Source organism: Limnohabitans curvus, from assembly GCF_003063475.1.
In the GTDB taxonomy this organism is placed as follows: Bacteria; Pseudomonadota; Gammaproteobacteria; order Burkholderiales; family Burkholderiaceae_C; genus Limnohabitans; species Limnohabitans curvus.
In genome coordinates, this window is record NZ_NESP01000001.1 from 2835993 (window position 1) to 2859284 (window position 23292).

The following is a 23292-nucleotide window of genomic DNA, read 5'->3' on the forward strand; positions in this document are numbered from 1 at the left end:
ATTTCCTTATGAAAACTGATGGGGTTAGTTAGGCGCTTGGCAGCTTGTAGTCTTTGAGCTGTTCGCGCAATTTGGTTTTGAGCATCTTGCCGGTGGCGCCCAACGGAATGGCATCGACAAACACCACGTCGTCTGGGATTTGCCATTTGGCGGTTTTGCCTTCGTAGAAGGCCAAGAGTTCTTCGCGGCTCACCTGTGCGTCGGGCTTTTTCACCACCGCCACGATGGGGCGCTCGTCCCACTTGGGGTGCGCCACACCAATACACGCGGCCATGGCCACAGCGGGGTGCGCCACGGCGATGTTTTCAATGTCAATCGAGCTGATCCACTCGCCGCCCGACTTGATGACGTCTTTGCTGCGGTCGGTGATTTGCATGAAGCCATCGGCGTCGATGGTGGCCACGTCGCCTGTGGGGAACCAGCGTTGGCCGTCTTTGTCGGTGATCAGCGGATCGCCCTCACCTTTGTAGTAATTGGCTACCACCCAAGGACCTTTGACCAACAAGTCGCCATAGGCTTTGTCGTCATGCGGCTGCTCATCGCCTGCGTCGTTGACGATCTTCATGTCCACGCCGTAGATAGCGCGGCCTTGCTTGAGCAGCAATTTCATTTGTTGCTCTTTGGGCAGCTTGAGGTGTTTGTTTTTCAAAGTACACAAAGTACCCAAAGGGCTGAGCTCGGTCATGCCCCAAGCGTGCAAGACCTCCACGCCGTAGTCGTCACGGAAAGCATCAATCATGGCGGGTGGGCAAGCCGAGCCGCCAATGACGGTGCGCTTCAAGGTGGAGAACTTCAAACCATGGGGCTTCATGTGCCCCAGCAACATTTGCCACACCGTGGGCACGCCAGCGGCGTAGGTGACGCCTTCGTTCTCAATCATCTCGTAGACCGATTTGCCGTCCATGCCGGGGCCTGGAAACACCAGCTTGGCACCGGTGAGCGCGGCGCTGTACGGAATGCCCCACGCGTTGACGTGGAACATAGGCACGACAGGAAGGATCGCGTCACGCGCAGAGATACACATCACATCGGGCAGCGCAGCCGCGTAGGCGTGCAAGGTGGTGGAACGGTGGCTGTACAGCGCGGCTTTGGGATTGCCCGTGGTCCCGCTGGTGTAGCACATGCTCGACGCGGTGTTTTCGTCAAACACGGGCCATTGGTAGGTGGTGCTTTGGTTGCCCATCCACGCTTCGTAGCTGATGAGGTTGGGAATGCCGGTGTCTGCTGGCAGTTTGTCTGCATCGCACATGGCCACCCAATGTTTGACCGTCGGGCACTTGCTGTGCACGGCTTGGATGATGGGCAAAAACGTCATGTCAAAGCACAGCACTTGGTCTTCGGCATGGTTGGCAATCCACGCAATTTGATCGGGGTGCAAACGTGGGTTGATGGTGTGCAGCACGCGGCCCGAGCCGCTGACACCAAAGTACAGCTCTAGGTGGCGATAGCCGTTCCAAGCGATGGTGGCCACGCGGTCGCTGAAACCCAGCTTCAGACCATCTAGCGCATTGGCCACTTGGCGCGAACGGCGCGCCACATCAGACCAGGTGTAGCGGTGGATGTCACCCTCCACGCGGCGTGACACCACTTCGCCATCACCGTGGTGTTTGTCTGCAAACTCAATCAGATTTGAAATCAGCAGCGGTTGGTCTTGCATCAGTCCAAGCATGTTGTCTCCTGGAGATTTTTGATTTTCGCACGGTCGTGCTTTTTTCTGTATTGTGCCAATTCTTTTTGCTTTTTTAGGAAAAGCCCACAAAAAACGAACCTATGGATAACCCGAGACAATGTCTGCCATGTTTAACCGCCCCATGACTCCGACTGCCAGCTTGCCATGGCTCAATGCGTCTTTTGATACGGGCTTTGCCTCTTTGGGGGTTGAGTTCGCCACACCCACCGAACCCACGCCTTTGCCAGCCGCGCATTGGGTGGGTTGCAACGAGGCGTTGCGGGCCGAGCTGGGTTTGCCACCAGACGTTTGGCAACAGCAAGAGGCGCTGGATTTGTTCACAGGTAACGCGCTGCCAGCCGCTCGCACCACCTACGCCAGCGTTTACAGCGGCCACCAGTTTGGCCAATGGGCAGGCCAGCTGGGCGATGGCCGCGCGTTGAACCTGGGTGCGATTCAAACGCCTGCAGGCTTGCAAGAGCTACAACTCAAAGGCGCAGGTCCCACGCCCTACTCTCGCCGTGGCGATGGCCGCGCCGTGTTGCGCTCCAGCATTCGCGAGTTTTTGGCCAGCGAGGCCATGCATGGCTTGGGCATTCCCACCACGCGGGCCTTGTGCGTCACGGGCTCGCCCGCCCATGTGCGGCGTGAAGAGGTCGAAACCGCCGCCGTGGTCACCCGCGTGGCGCCTAGTTTTGTGCGCTTTGGCCACTTTGAGCATTTCGCGTCCAACGGCCAAATCGATGAGCTGCGCGCCTTGGCTGACCATGTCGTCATCGCGCATTTCCCTGCGTTGCAAGACAAGCAAGGGGCCGAGCGCTACACCGCCTTGTTGCACGAAGTCACTCAACGCACCGCCGCTTTGATGGCGCAATGGCAAGCCGTGGGCTTTTGCCATGGTGTGATGAACACCGACAACATGAGCGTGCTCGGCCTAACGCTCGACTACGGCCCGTTCCAGTACTTAGATGGCTTTGACGCCAACCACATTTGCAACCATTCAGACCACCAAGGCCGTTATGCCTATGCACGTCAACCGCAAATTGCGTACTGGAACTTGTTTTGCCTAGGTCAAGCCTTGATGCCGCTCATCGACGAGCAAGCCCCCGCTTTGGCCGCATTAGAGAGTTACAAGCAAGCCTTCCCCGAAGCCATGGACCAGCGCATGCGCAGCAAGTTGGGCCTGACCGACACACACGAGGGCGACCGCGCTTTGGTGGAAGACCTGCTGAAAGCCATGCAACAAGACCGTGTGGACTACACCGTGTTTTGGCGACGCTTGAGCGTGGCCGTGCGCGAGTCGGCCCACAGTGCGCACGCCTTTGAGCCTGTGCGCGACTTGTTCCTGCTCCGCGAGGTGTTTGACGCGTGGTGTACGCGCTACCTAGAGCGCTTAGGCCAAACCCCCCGCCAAGCCGCGGGTGACACCATGCTGCGCACCAACCCCAAATACATCTTGCGTAACCACTTGGGCGAGCTGGCCATTCGCCAAGCCAAAGCCGGCAACTTTGCGATGGTGCAAGACTTGTTGCAAGTGCTGCATGCGCCCTTTGACGAACACCCCACTTACGAAGCTTGGGCTAGCCTTGCGCCAGAATGGGCTTCATCCATTGAAATCAGCTGCTCCTCATGACGATTCAAAAAACAGAACAAGAATGGCGCGACCTGCTGGCCGCCAAAAACGCCGAACCTGTGGCCTACGAAGTGACGCGTAAAGCAGCCACCGAGCGCCCGTTCACCGGCAAATACGAAGCCCATTGGGCACCAGGCAGCTACCACTGCATGTGTTGCGATGCCAAACTGTTCGATGCGTCCACCAAGTTTGACGCGGGTTGTGGCTGGCCCAGCTTTCACACCGCGGCCAGCGAAGATGCCATTGCCGAGCACCGCGACATCAGCCACGGCATGGTGCGCGTGGAAACCGTGTGCAGCCAATGTGGCGCGCACCTCGGGCATGTGTTCAACGACGGCCCTGCCCCCACAGGCCTGCGCTATTGCATGAACTCGGCTTCGTTAGACTTCGTGCCAAACAAATAAAGCCTTTATGAAATTACTGCTCGACTTCTTTCCCATCATCTTGTTTTTTGTCACCTTCAAAGCGTGGGGCATCATGGCCGCCACCGCCGTGGCCATCGCTGCCACCTTGGCTCAAATTGGCTATTTGCGTTACAAAAAAGGCTTTGTTGAGCCCATGCAATGGGTCAGTCTGGGCGTCATCGTGGTGTTTGGTGGTGCCACGCTGCTCACCCAAGACGAAACCTTCATCAAGTGGAAGCCCACCGTGCTGTACTGGTTGATGGGCAGCGCCTTGTGGGGCGGGTATTACGTGTTCAAACGCAATTTCCTGAAGCAACTCATGGGCGCTCAGGTGGAGCTGCCCGAACACGCGTGGGGCGTGTTGCTGCACAGCTGGGCGTGCTTCTTTGCGGTCATGGGTTGTCTCAACATTTGGGTGGCCAACCACTTTGACACCGACACCTGGGTGAGCTTCAAACTCTTTGGTGGTTTGGGCTTGATGTTGGTGTTTGTGGTGCTGCAAGGCATCTACATGAGCCGCTTCGTCAAAGAGCAGCCAGAGGACCAAGTGTGAATATCACAGCACAGGCGCTGACACAGCGTTTACAAGAACGCTTAAACCCCGTTTTTGTCGAAGTTTTAGACGAAAGCGCTGCCCATGCGGGCCATGTAGGCGCCAACGAGACAGGCTTCGGTACCCATTTTCGGGTACGCATCCAGAGCCCACTTTTTACAGCCAAATCACGCGTGGCAAGGCATCGCCTTGTGTATGATGCGTTGCAAGAATATATAGATCAAGGCTTGCATGCCTTGGCCATTGAAGTCATAGAAACCCCCTGAGACCTGACATGAAAAAACAAATGATTTGGACCGCTGTTGCAGCCGCTGCGTTCGCTTGCTTGAGCATGGGCGCTAACGCGCAAAACATCGCCATCGTCAACGGCAAGGCTGTTCCAACGGCCCGCGCTGAAGCATTGGCACAGCAAGTGGCCCGCTCAGGTCGTCCCATCACGCCAGATGTGGAAGCCCAAATCAAAGAAGAAGTCATTGCGCGCGAAATCTTCATGCAAGAAGCGCAAAAGCGCGGCTTGGATGCAACGCCTGAGTACAAAGCTCAAATTGAGCTGGCTCGCCAAACCATTTTGATTCGCGAGTTGTTCGCTGAATTCCAAAAGACGTCGGCTGTGACTGACGCTGATGTGCAAGCCGAATACGACAAATTCGTGGCTGCCAACGGTGGCAAAGAGTACCGCGCTCGCCACATCTTGGTTGAAACCCCCGCACAAGCCGAAGCTATCCTCGCCAGCCTGAAAAAAGGCGGCAAGTTTGAAGACATCGCCAAGAAGCAATCCAAAGACCCAGGTTCAGGTGCCAACGGTGGTGACCTTGATTGGGCGGCACCTGGTAACTACGTCAAAGAATTCTCAGAAGCCATGGTGGCTCTGAAAAAAGGCGAAGTCTCCGCGCCTGTGCAAAGCCAATTTGGTTTCCACATCATCCGTTTGGACGACGTGCGCGAAGCCCAGTTGCCTAAGCTCGAAGACGTGAAGCCACAAATCGTGCAACAAATGACACAACAACGCATGGCCGCTTTCCAACAAGAACTGCGCGCCAAAGCCAAGGTCGAGTAATTCACCTTCGCCCCATGCACACAGCGGCCTTCGGGCCGCTTTTGTTTTTTTTAGATAATCCACGTATGTCCTTGCTCAACCACCAACTCGAACTACTTGCCCCCGCGCGTGATGCCGACATTGGCATTGCCGCCATTCACCACGGCGCAGACGCGGTGTACATCGGTGCCCCCGCCTTTGGTGCGCGAGCCAGTGCCACCAACACGCTGCAAGACATCGAGCGTTTGTGCAAAGAGGCGCACCGCTTCAACAGCAAAATTTTCATCACCCTCAACACCATCTTGCGTGACGACGAGCTAGAAGGCGCACGCCAAATGGCTTGGGACGTGTACCGCGCAGGTGCCGACGTGCTCATCGTGCAAGACATGGCGTTGTTGGAAATGGACCTGCCGCCCATCCAACTGCACGCCAGCACGCAGACCGACATTCGCACACCTGAAAAAGCGCGCTTCATGCAAGACGTGGGCTTCTCGCAAATTGTGTTGGCCCGTGAGCTGACACTGCCGCAAATCAAAGCTATTTCCGACGTGCTCGACGCCGAGCGCTGCAACCTAGAGTTCTTTGTGCACGGCGCGCTGTGTGTGGCCTACAGCGGCCAGTGCTTCATCAGCCATGCCCACACAGGCCGCAGCGCCAACCGTGGCGACTGCAGCCAAGCCTGCCGCCTGCCCTATCACGTGACCGATGCCCAAGGCCGTTTCATCGCGCACGACAAACATGTGCTCTCGATGAAAGACAACAACCAAAGCGAGAACCTCGCTGCCTTGGTCGATGCTGGTGTGCGCAGCTTCAAAATCGAAGGCCGCTACAAAGACATGGCCTATGTGAAAAACATCACCGGCCACTACCGCGTGTTGATGGACGAGCTGATGGAAGCACGTCAATACTCAACCGATCCTGAGCGCCCACCGCTCAGCCGTGCATCGAGTGGCAACACCACGCTGTACTTCACGCCCAACCCCGAACAAAACTTCAACCGTGAATTCACCGACTACTTTGTGCAAGGCCGCAAAGAGGACATTGGCGCGTTTGACTCACCCAAGAACCCAGGCATCGTGCTGGGCGAAGTGATGGGCACTGGCCCGAATTGGCTAGAAGTGCAGCCTTACGACAAGGCCACCGTGCTGCACAACGGCGATGGCCTGTGCTACTACGACCTGCAAAAAGAACTGGTGGGCGTGGCCATCAACCGCGCAGAGCCCAGCCCAAAAAAAGGCGTGTGGCGTTTGTATCCCAAAGACCCGATGGAGGGCTTTCGCGATTTGCGTGCAGGCATGGTCATCAACCGCAACCGCGACATGGATTGGGTGCGCGGCCTAGAGAAAAACTCCAGCGAACGCCGCATCGGCGCATGGGTGGAATTTACTGAAACTCCGCAAGGCTTTGAGCTCAAGCTCACCGATGAAGATGGCCACACAGGCAGCGCCACCCTCGCCTGCCACAAAGAACTCGCCAAAGATGCGGTGCGCAACGATGCCAGCCTGCGCGAACACCTGAGCAAATTCGGCGCAACCGTGTTTGAAGTGCTCAACCTGCAAATCAATATCAGCCAGCCTTGGTTTGTGCCCGCTTCATCGCTCAACGCCTTGCGCCGCGATGCGGTGGAGCAGTTAGAACTCGCGCGTCTCAAAGCCTACGACCGTCCCCAACGCGCTGCAGCGGTAGTGCCGCCTGTGAGCTACCCCGAAGACTCGCTCACCTACTTGGCCAACGTGTTCAACCAAAAGGCGCACGACTTTTATGCCAAACACGGCGTGAAGGTGATTGAAGCCGCATATGAAAGCCACGAAGAGCTAGGCGAAGCCAGCTTGATGATCACCAAACACTGTGTGCGCTTCAGCATGAGCCTGTGTCCTAAGCAGGCTAAGGGCGTCACAGGCGTGCAAGGCACGGTCAAGGCCGAGCCGCTGATGCTGATCAACGGCAGCGAGAAACTGACGCTGCGCTTTGACTGCAAACCCTGCGAAATGCATGTGGTGGGCAAGATGAAGAAGTCGGTGCTCAATCAGCGCGTGAAAGAAATGACGGAAACGCCCATGACGTTTTACAAAACAAGACCTGAAAAAACCAAGTGATGACAACGCCATAAAAAAACCGCAGTCTAAGCTGCGGTTTTTTTATGCGTGAAGCAGATGAATTAACCCACCCACTTGCGCGCATTACGCCACATGCGCATCCAAGGGCTGAACGCATCCACACCGCCCGAAGCCGCCAAGTCGGTCCAGCTCATTTGCACGTTGCGGAACACACGCTCGGGGTGCGGCATCATGGCGGTGAAGCGGCCGTCTGCGGTGGTGACCGACGTCAAGCCACCGGCACTGCCGTTGGGGTTGAGCGGATAGGCTTCAGTCGCTGCACCGTGGTTGTCCACAAAGCGCATGGCTGGCAAGGCTTTGGCGGCATTGCCGCGTTGGCTGAAGTTGGCAAAGCCTTCGCCGTGCGCCACGGCAATCGGCAAGCGTGCGCCTGCCATGCCTGCGAAGAACAGTGACGGTGATTCCAACACTTCCACCATGCTCAAACGCGCTTCAAAGCGCTCGCTTTGGTTGGTGGTGAAGCGCGGCCAGTGTTCAGCGCCAGGGATGATGTCGGCCAACTCAGCAAACATTTGGCAGCCGTTGCACACGCCCAAACCGAAGGTGTCGGTGCGTGCAAAAAATGCCTGCATTTGCTCCGACAAAACGGGGTTGAAGGTGATGCTGCGCGCCCAACCAATGCCAGCACCCAAGGTGTCGCCGTAGCTGAAGCCACCGCAAGCCACCAAACCTTTGAAGTCTTGCAACTTAGCGCGACCGGTTTGCAGGTCGGTCATGTGCACGTCGTAGGCATCAAAACCTGCTTCTGCAAACGCATAGGCCATCTCGATGTGTGAGTTCACGCCCTGCTCTCGCAGCACGGCCACTTTGGGTTTGGCGGCCACGTTGATGAAGGGGGCGGCTACGTTGTCGGTGATACCGAAGGGCAAATGCACATGCATGCCGGGGTCGGTGGGGTTGCCCGCTGCGGCGTGTTCGGCGTCAGCACACGCGGGGTTGTCGCGCTGTTGGCAAATCTTCCAGCTCACGCTGTCCCACACTTGGTGCAGGTCGGCCAGCTTGGCGGTGAACACTTCTTTGGTGTCACGCCACACGCTGATGGCGCCTTTGCCATGCTCCAACGCAGCCGATGCGGGACGTGTTTTGCCCACAAAGTGGCTGTGCTTGGACAGGCCATGCTCACGCAAGGTTTGCATCACCTCGTTGCGCTCAGACGTGCGCACTTGCAGCACCACGCCCAACTCTTCGTTGAACAAGGCTTGCAACGTCAGCTCTTCACGACGTGCGCTCACCTGTGAGGCCCAGTTTTTGGTGTCGCCATACTCAGCGCGGCTGTCGTGGATGCCGTCGCCTTCGGTGATGAGCATGTCCACATTCAGTGCCACACCCACTTGGCCTGCAAAAGCCATCTCGCACACGGCGGCCATCAGGCCACCGTCGCTGCGGTCGTGGTACGCCAAGATCTTGCCTTGTGCGCGCAAAGCGTTCACAGCATTGACGAGCTTGACCAAGTCTTGTGCATCGTCGAGGTCGGGCACTTGGTCGCCTGCTTGATTCAGCACTTGGCCCAAGATGCTGCCCGCCATGCGGCGCTTGCCCTCGCCCAACTGCACCAACACCAAGGTAGTGTCTTCGGTGTTGTTGAGCTGCGGCGTGAGCGTGCCGCGCACATCGGCGATGGATGCAAACGCGCTGATGATCAAGCTCACTGGCGAGGTGACTTTTTTGGTTTCGCCGTTTTCGCTCCATTGCGTGCGCATGGACAAACTGTCTTTGCCCACGGGGATGGAAATGCCCAAGGCGGGGCACAGCTCCAAGCCCACAGCTTTGACGGTGTCGTACAAGGCCGCGTCTTCACCTGGCTCACCGCAAGCGGCCATCCAGTTGGCGCTGAGTTTGACGCGGGGCAACTCAAACGGTGCCGCCAACAAGTTCGTGATGGCTTCAGCCACAGCCATGCGGCCAGAGGCGGGTGCGTCGAGCGACGCGAGCGGTGTGCGCTCGCCCATGCTCATGGCTTCGCCAGCGAAGCTTTGGTAGTCCGCCAAAGTCACGGCCACGTCAGCCACCGGCACTTGCCATGGACCCACCATTTGGTCGCGGTGCGTCAGGCCACCCACGGCACGGTCGCCAATGGTGATGAGAAAACGTTTACTGGCCACAGTGGGGTGACTCAGCACGTTGATGACAGCTTCTTGCAAGCTCACACCTGTGAGGTCCATGGGGGTGCTTGTGCGCTCAACGCGTGTGACGTCGCGGTGCATCTTGGGTGGTTTGCCCAGCAGCACGTTCATGGGCATGTCAACCGCAGCCCCCGCTTCGTGTGGTTCGCTGCCACCCGAAGGGGCGCTTACATGGTGTGCCAGCGCCGCATCTTCATTGGCAACGGTCAGGTGACGCTCTTCAGTCGCCACACCCACCACCGCAAACGGGCAACGCTCGCGCTCGCAGAAGGCTTTGAATTGTTCAAGTGACTCTGGCGCAATCGCCATCACGTAGCGCTCTTGGCTTTCGTTTGACCAAATTTCTTTGGGGGCCAAGCCCGATTCTTCGAGCGGCACAGCGCGCAAATCAAAGCGTGCGCCACGGCCTGCGTCGTTGGTCAGCTCAGGGAATGCGTTGGACAAACCACCTGCGCCCACGTCGTGAATGGCGAGGATGGGGTTAGCCGCACCTTGCGCCCAGCAATGGTTGATCACCTCTTGCGCACGGCGCTCAATTTCGGGGTTGCCGCGTTGCACCGAGTCAAAGTCCAGTTCAGCCGCGTTGGTGCCGCTGGCCATCGAGCTGGCGGCGCTGCCACCCATGCCGATGCGCATGCCGGGGCCGCCGAGTTGAATCAACAAGCTGCCTGCGGGGAATTCGATCTTCTTGGTTTGTTCGCTGTCAATCACGCCCAAGCCACCCGCAATCATGATGGGCTTGTGGTAGCCGCGTGTCACGCCTGCCACGTCTTGCTCGTACTCGCGGAAGTAGCCGGTCAGGTTAGGACGGCCAAACTCGTTGTTGAACGCAGCGCCGCCCAAAGGGCCTTCCGTCATGATTTGCAAAGGGCTGGCCATGTGTGAGGGGCGGCCCAATTTGCTGTCCCACAGCTTAGACACGGTAAAGCCAGACATACCCGCCTTGGGCTTGGAGCCACGGCCCGTTGCGCCCTCATCGCGAATCTCGCCGCCATTGCCGGTGGAGGCACCTGGGTAAGGCGAAATGGCGGTGGGGTGGTTGTGGGTTTCGACCTTCATCAACACATGGTTGGTGGCGGATACTTTTTCGTACTGAGGCAGGTCTTTGCCATTGTTGGTGGCCAAAAAGCGTTCTACGGTGTGGCCTTCCATGATGGAGGCGTTGTCCGAATACGCCACCACCGTGTATTGCGGGCTGGTTTTTTCGGTGTGGCGAATCATGCCAAACAGGCTGTGCGATTGCGCTTCGCCGTCAATGGTGAACTCGGCATTGAAAATCTTGTGGCGGCAGTGTTCGCTGTTGGCTTGCGCGAACATCATCAGCTCCACATCGGTGGGGTTGCGCTTGAGTTGGGTAAACGCGTTCACCAAATACGCAATCTCGTCCTCGGCCAAGGCCAAGCCCCAGCGCTTGTTGGCGTCTTGCAAAGCAGCTTCGCCGCCTTGGAGAACATCCACTTGCTCCATAGGCGCGGGGTGCAATTCGGTGAACAAACCCAGCGCCTCGTCGCGTGTGCGCATGACAGACTCGGTCATGCGGTCGTGCAACACATCGGCCACGCCCAGCAGTTGTTCGGGCGTGAGCGTGGCTTTGCTCAGCAAACCGTCTTTGAGCTGGATGTGGAACTCGGTGATGCGCTCTATGCGCTTGAGCTGCAATCCGCAGTTGTGTGCAATGTCGGTGGCCTTAGACGCCCATGGCGACACCGTGCCAAAACGTGGCGTGACTACCAGCAAGGTGCCTGCAGGCGCGGCGTGTGCGGGCTCGCCGTAAGTCAGCAAGGCGGCCAATGTTTGCTGCTGCGCGGCATCCAAAGTGGCCTCGGTCGCGGCCAAGTGCACAAAACGAGCACTCAGACCTTGGATTTGCGGGGAAATTGCCGCCAAACGGGGCAAGAGCTGTTGAACACGGAAATCGCTGAGGGCGTTGCCGCCTTCGAAAATGCTGATGTGCAGGGACACGAGGGAGCCTTGAGAAAAAGACGGAAATCGAATCGAGCCGGGCCGCTGACTGGGGCTGGTCGGCAAAGGCTAGATTTTACGTGCCGAACGAGGGTGTTTTGTACACAATATCTCTGTCAATGACAGGTGTTTTGCGACGGATGGGATAATCTAGCCCATGACCATTTCCATCAAAGACGCCCAAGGCGCACAAGGCATGCGTATCGCGGGCAAACTGGCCTCCGAAGTTCTCGATTTCATTACCCCGCACGTGGTGCCGGGCGTGACGACCAACCAGCTCGACAAACTGTGCTACGACTACATCACCGAAGTCCAAAAGGCCATTCCCGCCCCGCTGAACTACAACCCCAGCGGTGACAACCCCTACCCCAAATCCATCTGCACCTCGATCAATCATCAGGTGTGCCATGGCATTCCCAATGACAAGCCGCTCAAAAAGGGCGACACGGTCAACATCGACATCACCGTCATCAAAGACGGTTGGCATGGCGACACCAGCCGTATGTTCTTGGTGGGCGAAACGTCTATCGCGGCTAAGCGTTTGTCTAAGTTGACTTACGAAGCCATGTGGCATGGCATCGTCAAGGTCAAGCCTGGCGCACGTTTGGGCGACATTGGTTTTGCGATTCAACGCTTTGCCGAGAGCCACGGCTTTTCGGTGGTACGCGAGTTTTGCGGCCACGGCATTGGCCAGGTGTTCCACGAAGAGCCACAAGTGCTGCACTACGGCAAAGCGGGCACAGGCGAAACACTACAAGAAGGTATGACCTTCACCATCGAGCCCATGATCAACGCGGGCAAGAAAGACATCAAAGAGTTGGGCGACGGCTGGACCATCGTCACGCGCGACCACTCGTTGTCGGCCCAGTGGGAGCACACCATCCTCGTCACGCCCACCGGCTACGAGGTGTTGACCCTCTCTGAAGGCAGCCCTGCCCTGCCCGACTTTGTGACCACCACCTGCTGTTAAGCACCCCTGCGATGAACGCCTTGGCCAACCTTTACCGAAAGGACAAGGCGGCATTGCTGCTGGCCGCGTCCAGCTCGACCACCCCACGTAGCGTGAAGACGCTGCTGCACAAGCTGTGCAGCATGACCGACGACACCCTGCGCACGCTGTGGGACGCTGCTGGTTTTGACAACGGCATGTGCTTGGCCGCAGTGGGCGGCTATGGCCGTGGCGAGTTGTACCCCTACTCAGACGTGGATGTGCTGCTGCTCATGCCCGATGGCACCTCGCCCGAGAAGGACGACGCCCTCAAGGCACAAATTGAAAAGTTCATCGGCAGCTGCTGGGACACGGGCCTAGAAATTGGCTCCAGCGTGCGCACCGTGACCGAGTGCGTGCAAGAAGCTTCGACGGACATCACGGTGCAAACCTCGTTGTTGGAAGCGCGCTTTTTGGTGGGCAGCGTCAAGCTGTTCAAAACCTTCCAAAAACACTACGCCATTGCACTCGACCCCAAAGCGTTCTTCGTGGCCAAAACCGCCGAGATGCGCCAACGCCATGCCAAGTTTGAAAACACGCCCTACTCGTTGGAGCCCAACTGCAAAGAGTCGCCCGGCGGTCTGCGCGACTTGCAAGTGGTGCTGTGGGTGGCCAAAGCTGCGGGCCTAGGCACGAGCTGGGAAAACTTGGGCCGCAAAGGGCTGGCCACCGAGTTTGAAGTCAAGCAGCTCAAGCGCAACGAAGACGCACTGGCGCTCATTCGCACCCGCTTGCACCTTGCCGCCAAACGCCGTGAAGACCGCTTGGTGTTTGACTTGCAACATGCCGTGGCCCAAAGTTTGGGCCTAGGCGTGGAAGAAGACGGCACGCTCAACGCACGCGCGGCCAGCGAAGCGTTGATGAAGCGCTATTACTGGGCGGCCAAAGCGGTCACGCAGCTGAACCAAATTTTGTTGCTAAACATCGAAGAGCGCTTGAACGGCAACACCCAAGTGCTGCACCCCATCAACGAACGCTTCGCCGACAAGGCGGGCATGTTGGAGGTGACCAGCGACGATGTGTATGTGAACAACCCCCACGCGATTTTGGAAACCTTCTGGTTGTACGAATCCACCGTGGGCATCAGCGGCCTGTCGGCCCGCACCCTGCGCGCGCTCTACAACGCACGCAGCTTGATGGATGGCAAGTTCCGCGCTGACCCAGCCAACCGCGAGATGTTCATGCGCATCTTGCAGGCGCCCAGCGGTATGACGCATGCCGTGCGTTTGATGAACCAAACCTCGGTGCTAGGCCGTTACCTGTGGCCCTTCCGCCGCATCGTGGGCCAAATGCAGCATGACCTGTTCCACGTCTACACCGTGGACCAACACATCTTGATGGTGCTGCGCAATGTGCGACGCTTCTTCATGGCCGAACATGCGCATGAATACCCGTTTTGCTCGCAACTCGCCGCGGGTTGGGACAAGCCTTGGATTTTGTACGCCGCTGCGTTGTTCCACGACATCGCCAAAGGCCGTGGCGGCGACCACTCGCAGCTGGGCCGCGGTGAAGTGCGCAAATTTGCACGCGACCATGCTTTGAGCAAAGACGACGCCAAGCTGATTGAGTTCTTGGTGGGCGAACACTTGACCATGAGCAACGTCGCCCAAAAACAAGACTTGAGCGACCCCGATGTGATTCAAGCCTTCGCCAAACGCGTGGGCAACGAGCGCAACCTCACCGCCTTGTACCTGCTGACCGTAGCCGACATTCGCGGCACCAGCCCCAAAGTGTGGAATGCGTGGAAAGGCAAGCTGCTCGAAGACTTGTACCGCTACACCGCCCGCGCTTTGGGTGGTCGTGCGCCTGATGCAGCCGCTGAAGTTGAGATTCGTAAAACCGAAGCCCTCACCATGCTCGCGCTCTACGCGCTGCCGTTTGAGGCCCACAAAGACTTGTGGGCCACTTTGGACGTGGGCTACTTCATGCGCCACGACGCCGCAGACATTGCATGGCACACACGCCAGCTTTCGCGCAGCCTGTCGATTGCCAAAGCCCAAAACAAGCCCATGGACGTGACCGTGCGTGCGCGCTTGTCCCCCGTGGGTGAAGGCTTGCAGGTGATGGTGTATTCGCCTGACCAGCCCGATTTGTTTGCCCGCATCTGCGGCTACTTTGACCAAGCAGGCTTCAACATTTGGGACGCCAAAGTACACACCGCCACCAACGGCTACGCGCTGGACACCTTCCAAGTGGTGAGCAGCCATTTTGAAGAGCACTACCGTAACCTCATCAACATGGTGGAAACCGGCTTGACCGACACCATCGTGCAAGCCAAACCACTGCCCACCGTTGGCAAAGGGCGCGTGTCACGGCGCGTCAAGAGCTTCCCCATCGCACCGCGTGTGACCTTGCAGCCCGACGAGCGCGCTCAGAAGTGGCTGCTGAGCATCTCGGCCAGCGACCGCGTGGGCTTGCTCTATAGCGTGGCGCGTGTATTGGCCAACCACAAAGTGAACTTGTTGCTGGCCAAAATCAGCACCTTGGGTGAGCGCGTGGAAGACACCTTCTTGATTGACGGCGCGGCTTTGCAGCAAAACAGAGCGCAGCTGGAGATTGAGACTGAGTTGCTTGCCGCGTTGCAGGCTTGATTTTGAATTGACGAAAAACCATATTCGGTCTATATTTGGTCTGAATTAACTTTTTAGGCCTGCTATGTCTCTCGCTCAACAAATCAAGCCCATCTCATATCTCAAGTCACACGCTGCCGAAATCATCAAAGATTTCGCAACCAACCCTCAACCGCTCATCATCACGCAAAACGGTGAAGCCAAGATGGTTGTGCTTGATATTCAGGCTTATGAGCAACAACAAGAAACCATGGCCTTGCTCAAGCTCATTGCGATGGGAAACAAAGAACTCGCCCAAGGTCAGTATCAAGAGGCAGATACATTTTTCAATGCGATGAATGATTGAACATGGGACAAGCGCGAAAAGCGGTTGTCCTTCAATCCGCACAAATTGACTACCGAAAAATCAAAAATTATGTGGCTCATAAATTTGGGGCTCAAACATGGGCAGCCATCAACAGCGAATGGCAAACCAAAATCAATAAGCTCGCAGCAGACCCAAACTTAGGCACCAACATTCCCGAACTTAACGGTACTGGTTTTACAGGATTCAAGAAATATCAGTACAAAAACGCTTACGTGGTTTATCACCACTCCGCAGAGCTTCTAACCATTTATATGTTTATTCCAAGCATGCGTGATTTCCGCCAGCATTTGATGGAACGACTACTAGACGCTTAATCGTCCGCGTCATCCAGCCCTGGAAACAATACATCGGTATAGCCAAAGCGCGAGAAGTCGCGCACACGCATGGGGTACAGCATGCCAATGAGGTGGTCGCACTCGTGTTGCACCACCCGCGCATGAAACCCGTCCACCGTGCGGTCAATCGGCTGACCTTTTTCATCAAAGCCTTGGTAGCGCAAACGCTTGAAACGCGGCACCACACCACGCAAGCCTGGCACAGACAAGCAGCCTTCCCAACCCTCTTCTTCCTCATCGCCAATGGGTGTGAGCACAGGGTTAATCAGCACGGTGTATGGCACCACAGGGGCTTCGGGGTAACGCGGGTTGACCTCGCCCGAGCCAAACACCACCACTTGCAAGTCCACACCAATTTGTGGCGCGGCTAGGCCAGCGCCATTGGCGGCCAGCATGGTGTCGTCTAGGTCTTTGAGCAATGCGTGCAGCTCGGGTGTGTTGAAGGCTGTCATGGGCTGTGCCACGCGCAGCAGTCGCTCGTCACCCATTTTCAAAATGTCACGGACGGTCATGTCGTGTCCTTATTCAGCCGCGTGTTGAGCGACCAAGGCCAACAAACCCGCTTCGTCCAACACCTTGATGCCCAGCTCTTGCGCTTTGTCGAGCTTGCTGCCTGCTTCTGCACCGGCTACTACGCAATGCGTTTTCTTGCTCACACTGCCTGCCACTTTGGCGCCCAAAGCTTCGAGCATGTCTTTGGCTTCGTCGCGGCTGAGTGTGGGCAAGGTGCCGGTCAGCACAAAAGTTTGGCCAGCCAGCGGCAAGCTCGCGCCTGCGGTGGGTTCGCCCTCAGTCCATGTGACACCGCAAGCACGCAGTTGCTCCACCACTTCGCGGTTGTGTGGCTGGTCAAAGAAAGTGCGCAGGCTTTGCGCCACGATGGGTCCCACGTCAGCCACTTGCAGCAGCTGGTCCAGCGTGGCATCCATGATGGCGTCCATCTTGCCGAAGTGACGTGCCAGCTCTTTGGCTGTGGCCTCGCCCACATGGCGAATGCCTAGGCCAAACAAGAAGCGTGGCAGCGTGGTGTGTTTGGATTTTTCAATGCTGGCCAGCACGTTGTTGGCTGATTTTTCAGCCATGCGTTCCAGCGTGACCAAGGCGGTAAAGCCCATGCGGTACAGGTCAGGCAAGGTTTTGACCACGCCCGCGTCCACCAGTTGCTCCACCAACTTGTCGCCCAAGTCTTCAATTTCTACCGCACGGCGATGCGCAAAGTGCAGGATGGCTTGCTTGCGCTGTGCGCTGCAAAACAGGCCGCCCGTGCAGCGGTAATCGGCTTCGCCTTCTTCACGCACGGCAGGGCTGCCGCACACGGGGCATGCGTGCTGCATGGTGAAGATTTGCGCATCTTGCAGGCGCTTTTCTAAAACGACCGACACCACTTCGGGAATCACATCGCCCGCGCGGCGCACCACCACGGTGTCGCCCACCCGCACGTCTTTGCGACGTGCTTCGTCTTCGTTGTGCAGGGTGGCGTTGGTGACGGTCACACCGCCCACAAACACAGGTGCGAGCTTGGCCACGGGCGTGAGTTTGCCCGTGCGGCCCACTTGCACCTCAATGGCTTGCACGGTGGTGAGTTGTTCTTGCGCGGGGTATTTGTGCGCCACGGCCCAGCGCGGTTCGCGGGTGACAAAGCCCAACTGACGCTGCGCGGCCAAGCTGTTGACCTTGTAGACCACGCCGTCAATGTCGTACGGCAACGCATCACGCGCTTGGCCGATGCGTTGATGAAACGCCACCAAGCCCGCTGCACCTTGCACACACGCGGTTTGCTCAGCCACGGGGAAGCCCCATTGTTTGAGCGTCATCAACAAATCGAAATGCGTGTTGAAAGATGGGCCGCCTTCTTCGGCTGGCGTGATGTCGCCCAAACCATAAGCAAAGAAGCTCAAAGGGCGTTGCGCCGCAATGGTGGGGTCGAGCTGACGCACGGCACCGGCTGCGGCATTGCGTGGGTTCACAAAGGTTTTTTCGCCCTTCTCGCCTGCGGCAATACGCGCACGTTGGCGCTCGTTCAAGGCTTCAAAGTCGCCACGGGCCATGTAGACCTCGCCGCGCACTTCCAGCACCTTGGGCGCGTCGCTGGACAAGCGCAAAGGGATTTGTCCAATGGTGCGGATGTTTTGTGTGACGTCTTCACCGGTTTCACCATCGCCGCGTGTGGCGGCTTGCACCAGCACACCGTTTTCATAGCGCAGGCTCATGGCGAGGCCGTCAAACTTCAACTCGGCCACGTAGTCGACCAACGGGTCAGCGTCGGTCAGGCCCAGCTCTTTGCGGATGCGCGTGTCAAAGGCTTCTGCGCCACTGGCTTCGGTGTCGGTCTCGGTGCGAATGCTGAGCATGGGCACCACGTGTTTGACGCTCGCAAAACTATCCAGCGGCTTCCCACCCACACGTTGGGTGGGTGAATCGGGGGTGAGGAGCTCGGGGTGTGCCGCTTCTAACGCTTGCAGTTCTTTGAACAAGCGGTCGTATTCGGCATCGGGAATGACGGGCGCATCCAGCACGTAGTACTGGTGGCCGTGGTGGTGCAGCTGTGTGCGCAGTTTGGCGGCACGTGCGGCTACATCGTTGTGGCCGTTGGCATCGCTGCCGTCAGGAAGGTTGGCAGCATCGCTGCCAAATAAGTCAGCGGTGCTCATGCTGCGTGACCTTGAAATTAGCTGAACAAGCGGCGCGCTTGCGGCGAGCCTGCCGACAAGTCACGCGCGTCGAGCGTGTCGTACAACGCCAGCAAGTCGCGGGCAATGGCGCCGATGGCGGTTTCTGACAAGGGCTGGCCGTTGTCGTCTGAAATCGCGCCGTCCATCACACGCGCCAGTTCGTAGGCGGTTTGAATCATGCGGGCGTACGGCTCTTCTTTGCGGTCCACCTGCGGCACGTCGAGTGACAAGGCGAGTTCGTAAATGGCCGATTGCGTGGGGTCTTCCGACATCGCGGCTTGCGAGTCAAAGGTCAAACCCAAGATGGGTGGCAAGCCATGCACGGGCGCAGGCACGACCATGCGGCCGGGCAACACGCCAGCGATGAAGCCCAAGCGTGCCGCGTTTTGCTGCACATAGCCAGGGCTCCATGCGGCTTTGGTGGCCTTCAGGGTGAAGCTCAATTGCGCATCGTGGGCGCTGGCAAAGCTGTCGAGTTCGCGGGCACGGGCCACTTCTTCGAGCATGTCTGGAAACTCGGGCGCGCCATTGATGGCGTCAGCAAAAGCTTGCGTCTTGGTGACGAACTCAGAGAACTCAATTTCATTCAAGGGGCCGGTGCGGTTGGCCAACTGCACGCCTGACTGGAATGCGCTGTAGCGTTGGCCGTTGCGTGGGTGTTCCCACAAGCCGCTTTCGGTGTTGAGGCCTTCTACGCTGAACAACTTGCTACCCACACGGCGCGTGGCGGGCATAGAGGCCAAGGCCGCATCGCCAGAAACGGGCATGTCAATTTCAACCGCAGCGATGACGTCAATCAAGGCGTCTAAGGCTGGGCGCTTTTCGGGTTGGGGCAAATCAGCCGTGGCCGAATCCATGACCTTGGCCAAGGTCGGTGTCATGGCTGGTGCTTGTGCCACGTGTTGTGCCGCACGCTCCGCGGCAACTTTGGCGGCAGCCGCTTTGCTCTCGGCAATGCGGGCCAGCTCGGCTTCATCCGGCACGCGTTGGGCGTGTGCGGTGGCTTCTTCCATCATGCTGCGCGCGATGTCGGTGACGGGGTCGAGGCCGCCACTGGTTTCATACGTGGGCGCAATGCTGCTGGTGACTTCTGGCGCGTGATGCTCCTCGTAAGACGGTGCGGCATCAAACGAGGGCTCTTGCGCTTGGCCAAAACTTGGCGCGTAGGCCGTGGGTTCGACGGCTGTTTCTTGTGGCAAAGGCTCGGCTTGGCGTGGCTTGTTTTTGCGTGACGTCCACGTGCTGTGCGCCACCACACCGGCGAGGACCACGCCGCCGGCAATCGCTAAACCAATTTGAAGAGTGCTCATGTTTTTATATTGCTATCAAACGGCATCAGCCATGGACACAGCGGACTCCATGTCCACCGCAACGATGCGCGAAACGCCTTGCTCTTGCATGGTCACGCCAATGAGTTGCTCGGCCATTTCCATCGCAATCTTGTTGTGCGAGATGAAAAGGAATTGTGTTTCTTTGGACATGCTCGACACCAACTTGGCATAGCGCTCGGTGTTGGCGTCGTCCAGCGGCGCGTCCACCTCGTCCAGCAAACAAAACGGTGCTGGGTTGAGTTGGAAAATCGCAAACACCAAGGCAATGGCGGTCAGCGCTTTTTCGCCGCCAGACAGCAAGTGAATGGTTTGGTTTTTCTTGCCCGGCGGCTGGGCCAGCACTTGCACGCCGGCGTCCAAAATCTCGTCGCCGGTCATGACCAAGCGCGCATTGCCGCCACCGAAGAGCTCGGGGAACATGCGGCCAAAGTGTTCGTTGACGATCTTGAAGGTGCCGCCCAAGAGCTCGCGGGTTTCGCCGTCGATCTTGCGAATGGCGTCTTCCAGCGTGTTCATGGCGTCGGTCAAGTCTTTGGTTTGCGCGTCCAAGAACAGCTTGCGTTCGCTGGCACTGGCCAGCTCTTCCAAAGCGGCCAAGTTCACAGCGCCCAAGGCGGTGATGTCACGGTGCAAGCGGTCAATCTCGCCTTGCAAACCACCCAAGCGCACGTTGTTGGCGAGGATGGAAGCAGACACGGCTTCGAGGTCGGCTTCGGCGTCTGTGAGCAGTTGTGTGTATTGCTCCAACCCCAAACGAGCGGCTTGCTCTTTGAGTTGGAAGTCGGTGATGCGTTGGCGCAAAGGCTCTAGCTCACGCTCGAGCTGCAAGCGGCGTTCGTCGCTGGCACGCAGCTTGGTGGTGAGGTCGTCGTACTCGCTGCGCTTGGCGCCCAAGGCGTTTTCGCGCTCCATCTTGATGTTCAAGGCGTTTTGCAAGCCGGCTTGTGCGGCGGCATCGGTCAGGCGTGTGAGGTCTTCTTGCACACGCTGCTCTTCCGTCGCGACCGAGGCGGCTTGTTGCGTGGCCGTGTCGATGATGCGTTTGAGTTCGGCTTCGCGTGTGGCCAAGCTGCGCTGCGAGAACTGGGCTTCTTGGGCTTGACGCTCCAAGCTGCGTTGTTGTTCGCGGCTGTCGTTCAAACGGCGCTCGGCGTTGATGACGGCTTCGTCCAACTGGGCGTGACGCTCTTGGCTGTCGGCGAGTTGCATGTCCAGCTCTTCAAAGCGGGCTTCTGCCGTGGCACGGCGTTCTTGCAAGTCGGCCAATTGGGCTTCGACCTCAGACAAATCACCACTGATTTGCTCGCTGCGCGCGCGGGTTTGCTCGGCCAATTGGCTCAAGCGCAAGGTTTCGACTTGCAGTTCGTGCGCAGTGGCTTGCGCTGCGGTCGCCTCGGTGCGAATGCTCACCAAACGTTGCGAAGACTCGCTGTACGCGGCCTCGGCACGCACCAAGGTGTTACGCGCTTCATCGGCGATGAAGGCTTGAGCCTTGCTGCTCTTGTCGAGGTTTTCAATTTCTTGGGCGCGGGCCAACAAGCCCGACTGCGCGTTGTCTTGCGCGTAAAAGCTCACGCTGTGCGCGCTGATGGCGTGGCCACTCGGCACATAAATCACTTGACCTGGTTGCAAGCTGCTGCGCTTGGCCAAGGCTTCGTCCAAATTGGGTGCGGTGAAACAGCCGTTGAGCCAATCGGTCAAGAGCGCTTTTTGGCCTGCATCGTTCAGACGCAACAGGTCCGACAAGCGAGGCAAGCTGCCTTGTGATTCAGGCGCGGATGCACTTGGGGCTGTGTAGAACGCCAACTTGGCAGGCGGTGCATCGGTTTGGAAGGCTCGCACGATGTCTAAGCGAGACACTTCCAGCGAGGCCATGCGCTCGCGCAAAGCGGCTTCCAACGCATTTTCCCAACCTGCTTCGATGTGGATGCGGCTCCACAAGGCTTGCAAACCATCCAAGCCGTGCTTGGCCAACCAAGGCTTGAGCTTGTCATCGGTCTGCACTTTTTCTTGCAGCGCTTTGAGGGCTTCCAAACGGGCCGAGATGTCAGCTTGCTTGGTTTGTTCAGCGTTCACGGCCTGCTGCGCTGTGCGACGTGCGTCGTCGAGCACGGGCACATTGGCTTGCAACTCTTCCAGTTGGGCCGCCGTCACCTCGGCGTGGGCTTGCGCCTCTTGCAACTGGTCTTTGAGGTTGTTCAGGCGCACTTCATCGGGTGCGGCCAAGGCATTTTTGTCGGCGCTCAGGCGCTCTTGGCGGGCGTTGAGGCTGCGGCTTTGTTCTTCGATGTTGCGCTGGTCCGCGGCCAACACCTGAATTTGCTGCTGCACTTGAGCCACGCTGCCGCGTTGCTCGCTGCTGCGCTGTTGGGCGACGCGCAAGGCATCTTCCAGCTCGGGCAGCTGCATGGCCTGCTCTTCCACTTGCGCGGCGAGCATGACGGCTTTTTCTTCGCCATCCATGGCCATCGAGGCCAGGTTTTCAATCTCTTGCTGTGCTTGTTCGCTTTGCGCTGCCCAGTGTGCCGTTTGTTCTTTGATCTGAATCAGGCGGGCTTCGGCGCGTTGGCGGCCTTCCACCACAAAACGGATTTCAGCTTCTAAGCGGCCCACTTCGGCGCTGGCTTCGTACAACGAGCCTTGCGCTTGGTTCACTTGGTCGCCTGCCGCATAGTGGGCTTGGCGCACGGTTTCAAGGTCGGCTTCGATGTGGCGCAAATCGGCAATGCGCGACTCCAGGTCGTTCACCGCTTTGTCGGCTTGGGTTTTGATGCCCACTTGGTCGGCTTCGGCCTCAGCGCGGCGCAAGAACCACAGCTGGTGCTGCTTCAAGGTCACATCGGCATTGAGCGCGTGGTAGCGCTGGGCCACTTCGGCTTGTTTTTCCAACTTTTCAAGGTTGGCGTTCAACTCGCGCAAGATGTCTTCCACGCGGGTCAAGTTCTCGCGGGTGTCGCTCAGGCGGTTTTCGGTTTCGCGGCGGCGCTCTTTGTATTTGGAAACACCCGCAGCTTCTTCCAAGAACAAACGCAGCTCTTCGGGCTTGGATTCAATGATGCGGCTGATGGTGCCCTGGCCAATGATGGCGTAGGCGCGTGGGCCCAAACCCGTGCCCAAGAACACGTCTTGCACGTCACGGCGACGCACGGGTTGGTTGTTGATGTAGTAGCTAGAACCGCCATCGCGCGTCAGCACACGCTTGACCGCGATTTCTGGGAACTGGCTCCATTGGCCGCCTGCACGGTGGTCGGCGTTGTCAAACACCAGCTCCACGCTGGAGCGGCTGGCCGCTTTACGGGTGGTGGTGCCATTGAAAATGACGTCTTGCATGGACTCGCCACGCAGCTCGGACGCTTTGGACTCGCCCAGCACCCAGCGCACAGCATCCATGATGTTGGATTTGCCGCAGCCGTTGGGGCCTACCACGCCGACCAATTGGCCGGGCAACAGGAAATTGGTGGGTTCCGCAAATGACTTGAAACCCGATAACTTGATTGAATTCAGACGCACTGAAAAGCCTCTCTAGACACAG

At 58.2% G+C, this 23292-nt stretch carries 16 protein-coding genes; 10 read left to right on the forward strand and 6 right to left on the reverse strand.

What is annotated here, in order from left to right:
- Positions 1-28: 28 nt before the first annotated feature.
- Positions 29-1669, reverse strand: coding sequence for a 3-(methylthio)propionyl-CoA ligase (locus B9Z44_RS14155; protein ID WP_108402729.1), 1641 nt, complete (start codon positions 1667-1669; stop codon positions 29-31).
- A 127-nt stretch (positions 1670-1796) separates the two neighbouring features.
- Between B9Z44_RS14155 and B9Z44_RS14160 the strand changes: the two genes are divergently transcribed.
- The 6 genes from B9Z44_RS14160 (at position 1797) to B9Z44_RS14185 (ending at position 7391) form a co-directional block, all read left to right on the forward strand.
- Entirely contained in the window at positions 1797-3302 is a 1506-nt protein-coding gene (locus B9Z44_RS14160; RefSeq protein ID WP_425437189.1) for a protein adenylyltransferase SelO, read from the forward strand.
- Positions 3299-3706: a peptide-methionine (R)-S-oxide reductase MsrB gene (msrB, locus tag B9Z44_RS14165; RefSeq protein WP_108358643.1), complete on the forward strand. Its 408-nt coding sequence runs from the start codon at positions 3299-3301 to the stop codon at positions 3704-3706. Before B9Z44_RS14160 ends, msrB begins: the two co-directional genes overlap by 4 nt.
- A gap of 7 nt (positions 3707-3713) precedes the next feature.
- Positions 3714-4259, forward strand: a complete 546-nt coding sequence (locus tag B9Z44_RS14170; protein WP_108402731.1) for a septation protein A — start codon at positions 3714-3716, stop codon at positions 4257-4259.
- Positions 4256-4525 carry a BolA family protein gene (locus tag B9Z44_RS14175; protein ID WP_108402732.1) on the forward strand — a complete coding sequence of 90 codons (270 nt, stop codon included), beginning with the start codon at positions 4256-4258 and terminating at the stop codon, positions 4523-4525. Before B9Z44_RS14170 ends, B9Z44_RS14175 begins: the two co-directional genes overlap by 4 nt.
- 8 nt (positions 4526-4533) lie before the next feature.
- Positions 4534-5316, forward strand: coding sequence for a peptidylprolyl isomerase (locus tag B9Z44_RS14180; RefSeq protein ID WP_108358646.1), 783 nt, complete (start codon positions 4534-4536; stop codon positions 5314-5316).
- 65 nt (positions 5317-5381) lie between these two features.
- Entirely contained in the window at positions 5382-7391 is a 2010-nt protein-coding gene (locus tag B9Z44_RS14185) for a peptidase U32 family protein (RefSeq protein WP_108402733.1), read from the forward strand.
- Positions 7392-7453: 62 nt separating this feature from the next.
- On the opposite strand, the gene purL is transcribed toward B9Z44_RS14185, so the two are convergent.
- On the reverse strand, positions 7454-11497 hold the full coding sequence (gene purL, locus B9Z44_RS14190) for a phosphoribosylformylglycinamidine synthase (protein ID WP_108402734.1): 4044 nt from the start codon (positions 11495-11497) through the stop codon (positions 7454-7456).
- Positions 11498-11654: 157 nt separating this feature from the next.
- Between purL and map the strand changes: the two genes are divergently transcribed.
- The 4 genes from map to B9Z44_RS14210 all read left to right on the forward strand — a co-directional run bounded on the left by map (position 11655) and on the right by B9Z44_RS14210 (position 15736).
- Positions 11655-12467, forward strand: coding sequence for a type I methionyl aminopeptidase (gene map, locus B9Z44_RS14195; protein ID WP_108402735.1), 813 nt, complete (start codon positions 11655-11657; stop codon positions 12465-12467).
- Positions 12468-12478: 11 nt separating this feature from the next.
- Positions 12479-15076: a [protein-PII] uridylyltransferase gene (locus B9Z44_RS14200; protein WP_108402736.1), complete on the forward strand. Its 2598-nt coding sequence runs from the start codon at positions 12479-12481 to the stop codon at positions 15074-15076.
- Between the two features lie 64 nt (positions 15077-15140).
- The gene (locus tag B9Z44_RS14205) at positions 15141-15401 is read left to right on the forward strand and encodes a type II toxin-antitoxin system Phd/YefM family antitoxin (protein ID WP_108402737.1); all 261 of its coding nucleotides are present in this window, start codon (positions 15141-15143) and stop codon (positions 15399-15401) included.
- 2 nt (positions 15402-15403) lie between these two features.
- Positions 15404-15736 carry a type II toxin-antitoxin system RelE/ParE family toxin gene (locus tag B9Z44_RS14210; RefSeq protein WP_108358654.1) on the forward strand — a complete coding sequence of 111 codons (333 nt, stop codon included), beginning with the start codon at positions 15404-15406 and terminating at the stop codon, positions 15734-15736.
- On the opposite strand, the gene def is transcribed toward B9Z44_RS14210, so the two are convergent.
- From def to smc, 4 genes are read right to left on the reverse strand one after another with little or no spacing between them, the layout of a single operon-like run.
- Complete coding sequence (gene def / locus B9Z44_RS14215) at positions 15733-16269, reverse strand: peptide deformylase (RefSeq protein ID WP_108402738.1); 537 nt, start codon at positions 16267-16269, stop codon at positions 15733-15735. The genes B9Z44_RS14210 and def overlap by 4 nt on opposite strands.
- Before the next feature lie 9 nt (positions 16270-16278).
- The gene (gene ligA / locus B9Z44_RS14220) at positions 16279-18408 is read right to left on the reverse strand and encodes an NAD-dependent DNA ligase LigA (protein ID WP_108402739.1); all 2130 of its coding nucleotides are present in this window, start codon (positions 18406-18408) and stop codon (positions 16279-16281) included.
- Between the two features lie 17 nt (positions 18409-18425).
- A complete protein-coding gene (locus tag B9Z44_RS14225; protein ID WP_199220186.1) occupies positions 18426-19739 on the reverse strand; it encodes a cell division protein ZipA C-terminal FtsZ-binding domain-containing protein in 1314 nt (437 codons plus the stop codon).
- A 15-nt stretch (positions 19740-19754) separates the two neighbouring features.
- A complete protein-coding gene (gene smc, locus B9Z44_RS14230) occupies positions 19755-23270 on the reverse strand; it encodes a chromosome segregation protein SMC (RefSeq protein WP_108402740.1) in 3516 nt (1171 codons plus the stop codon).
- Positions 23271-23292: the final 22 nt, after the last annotated feature.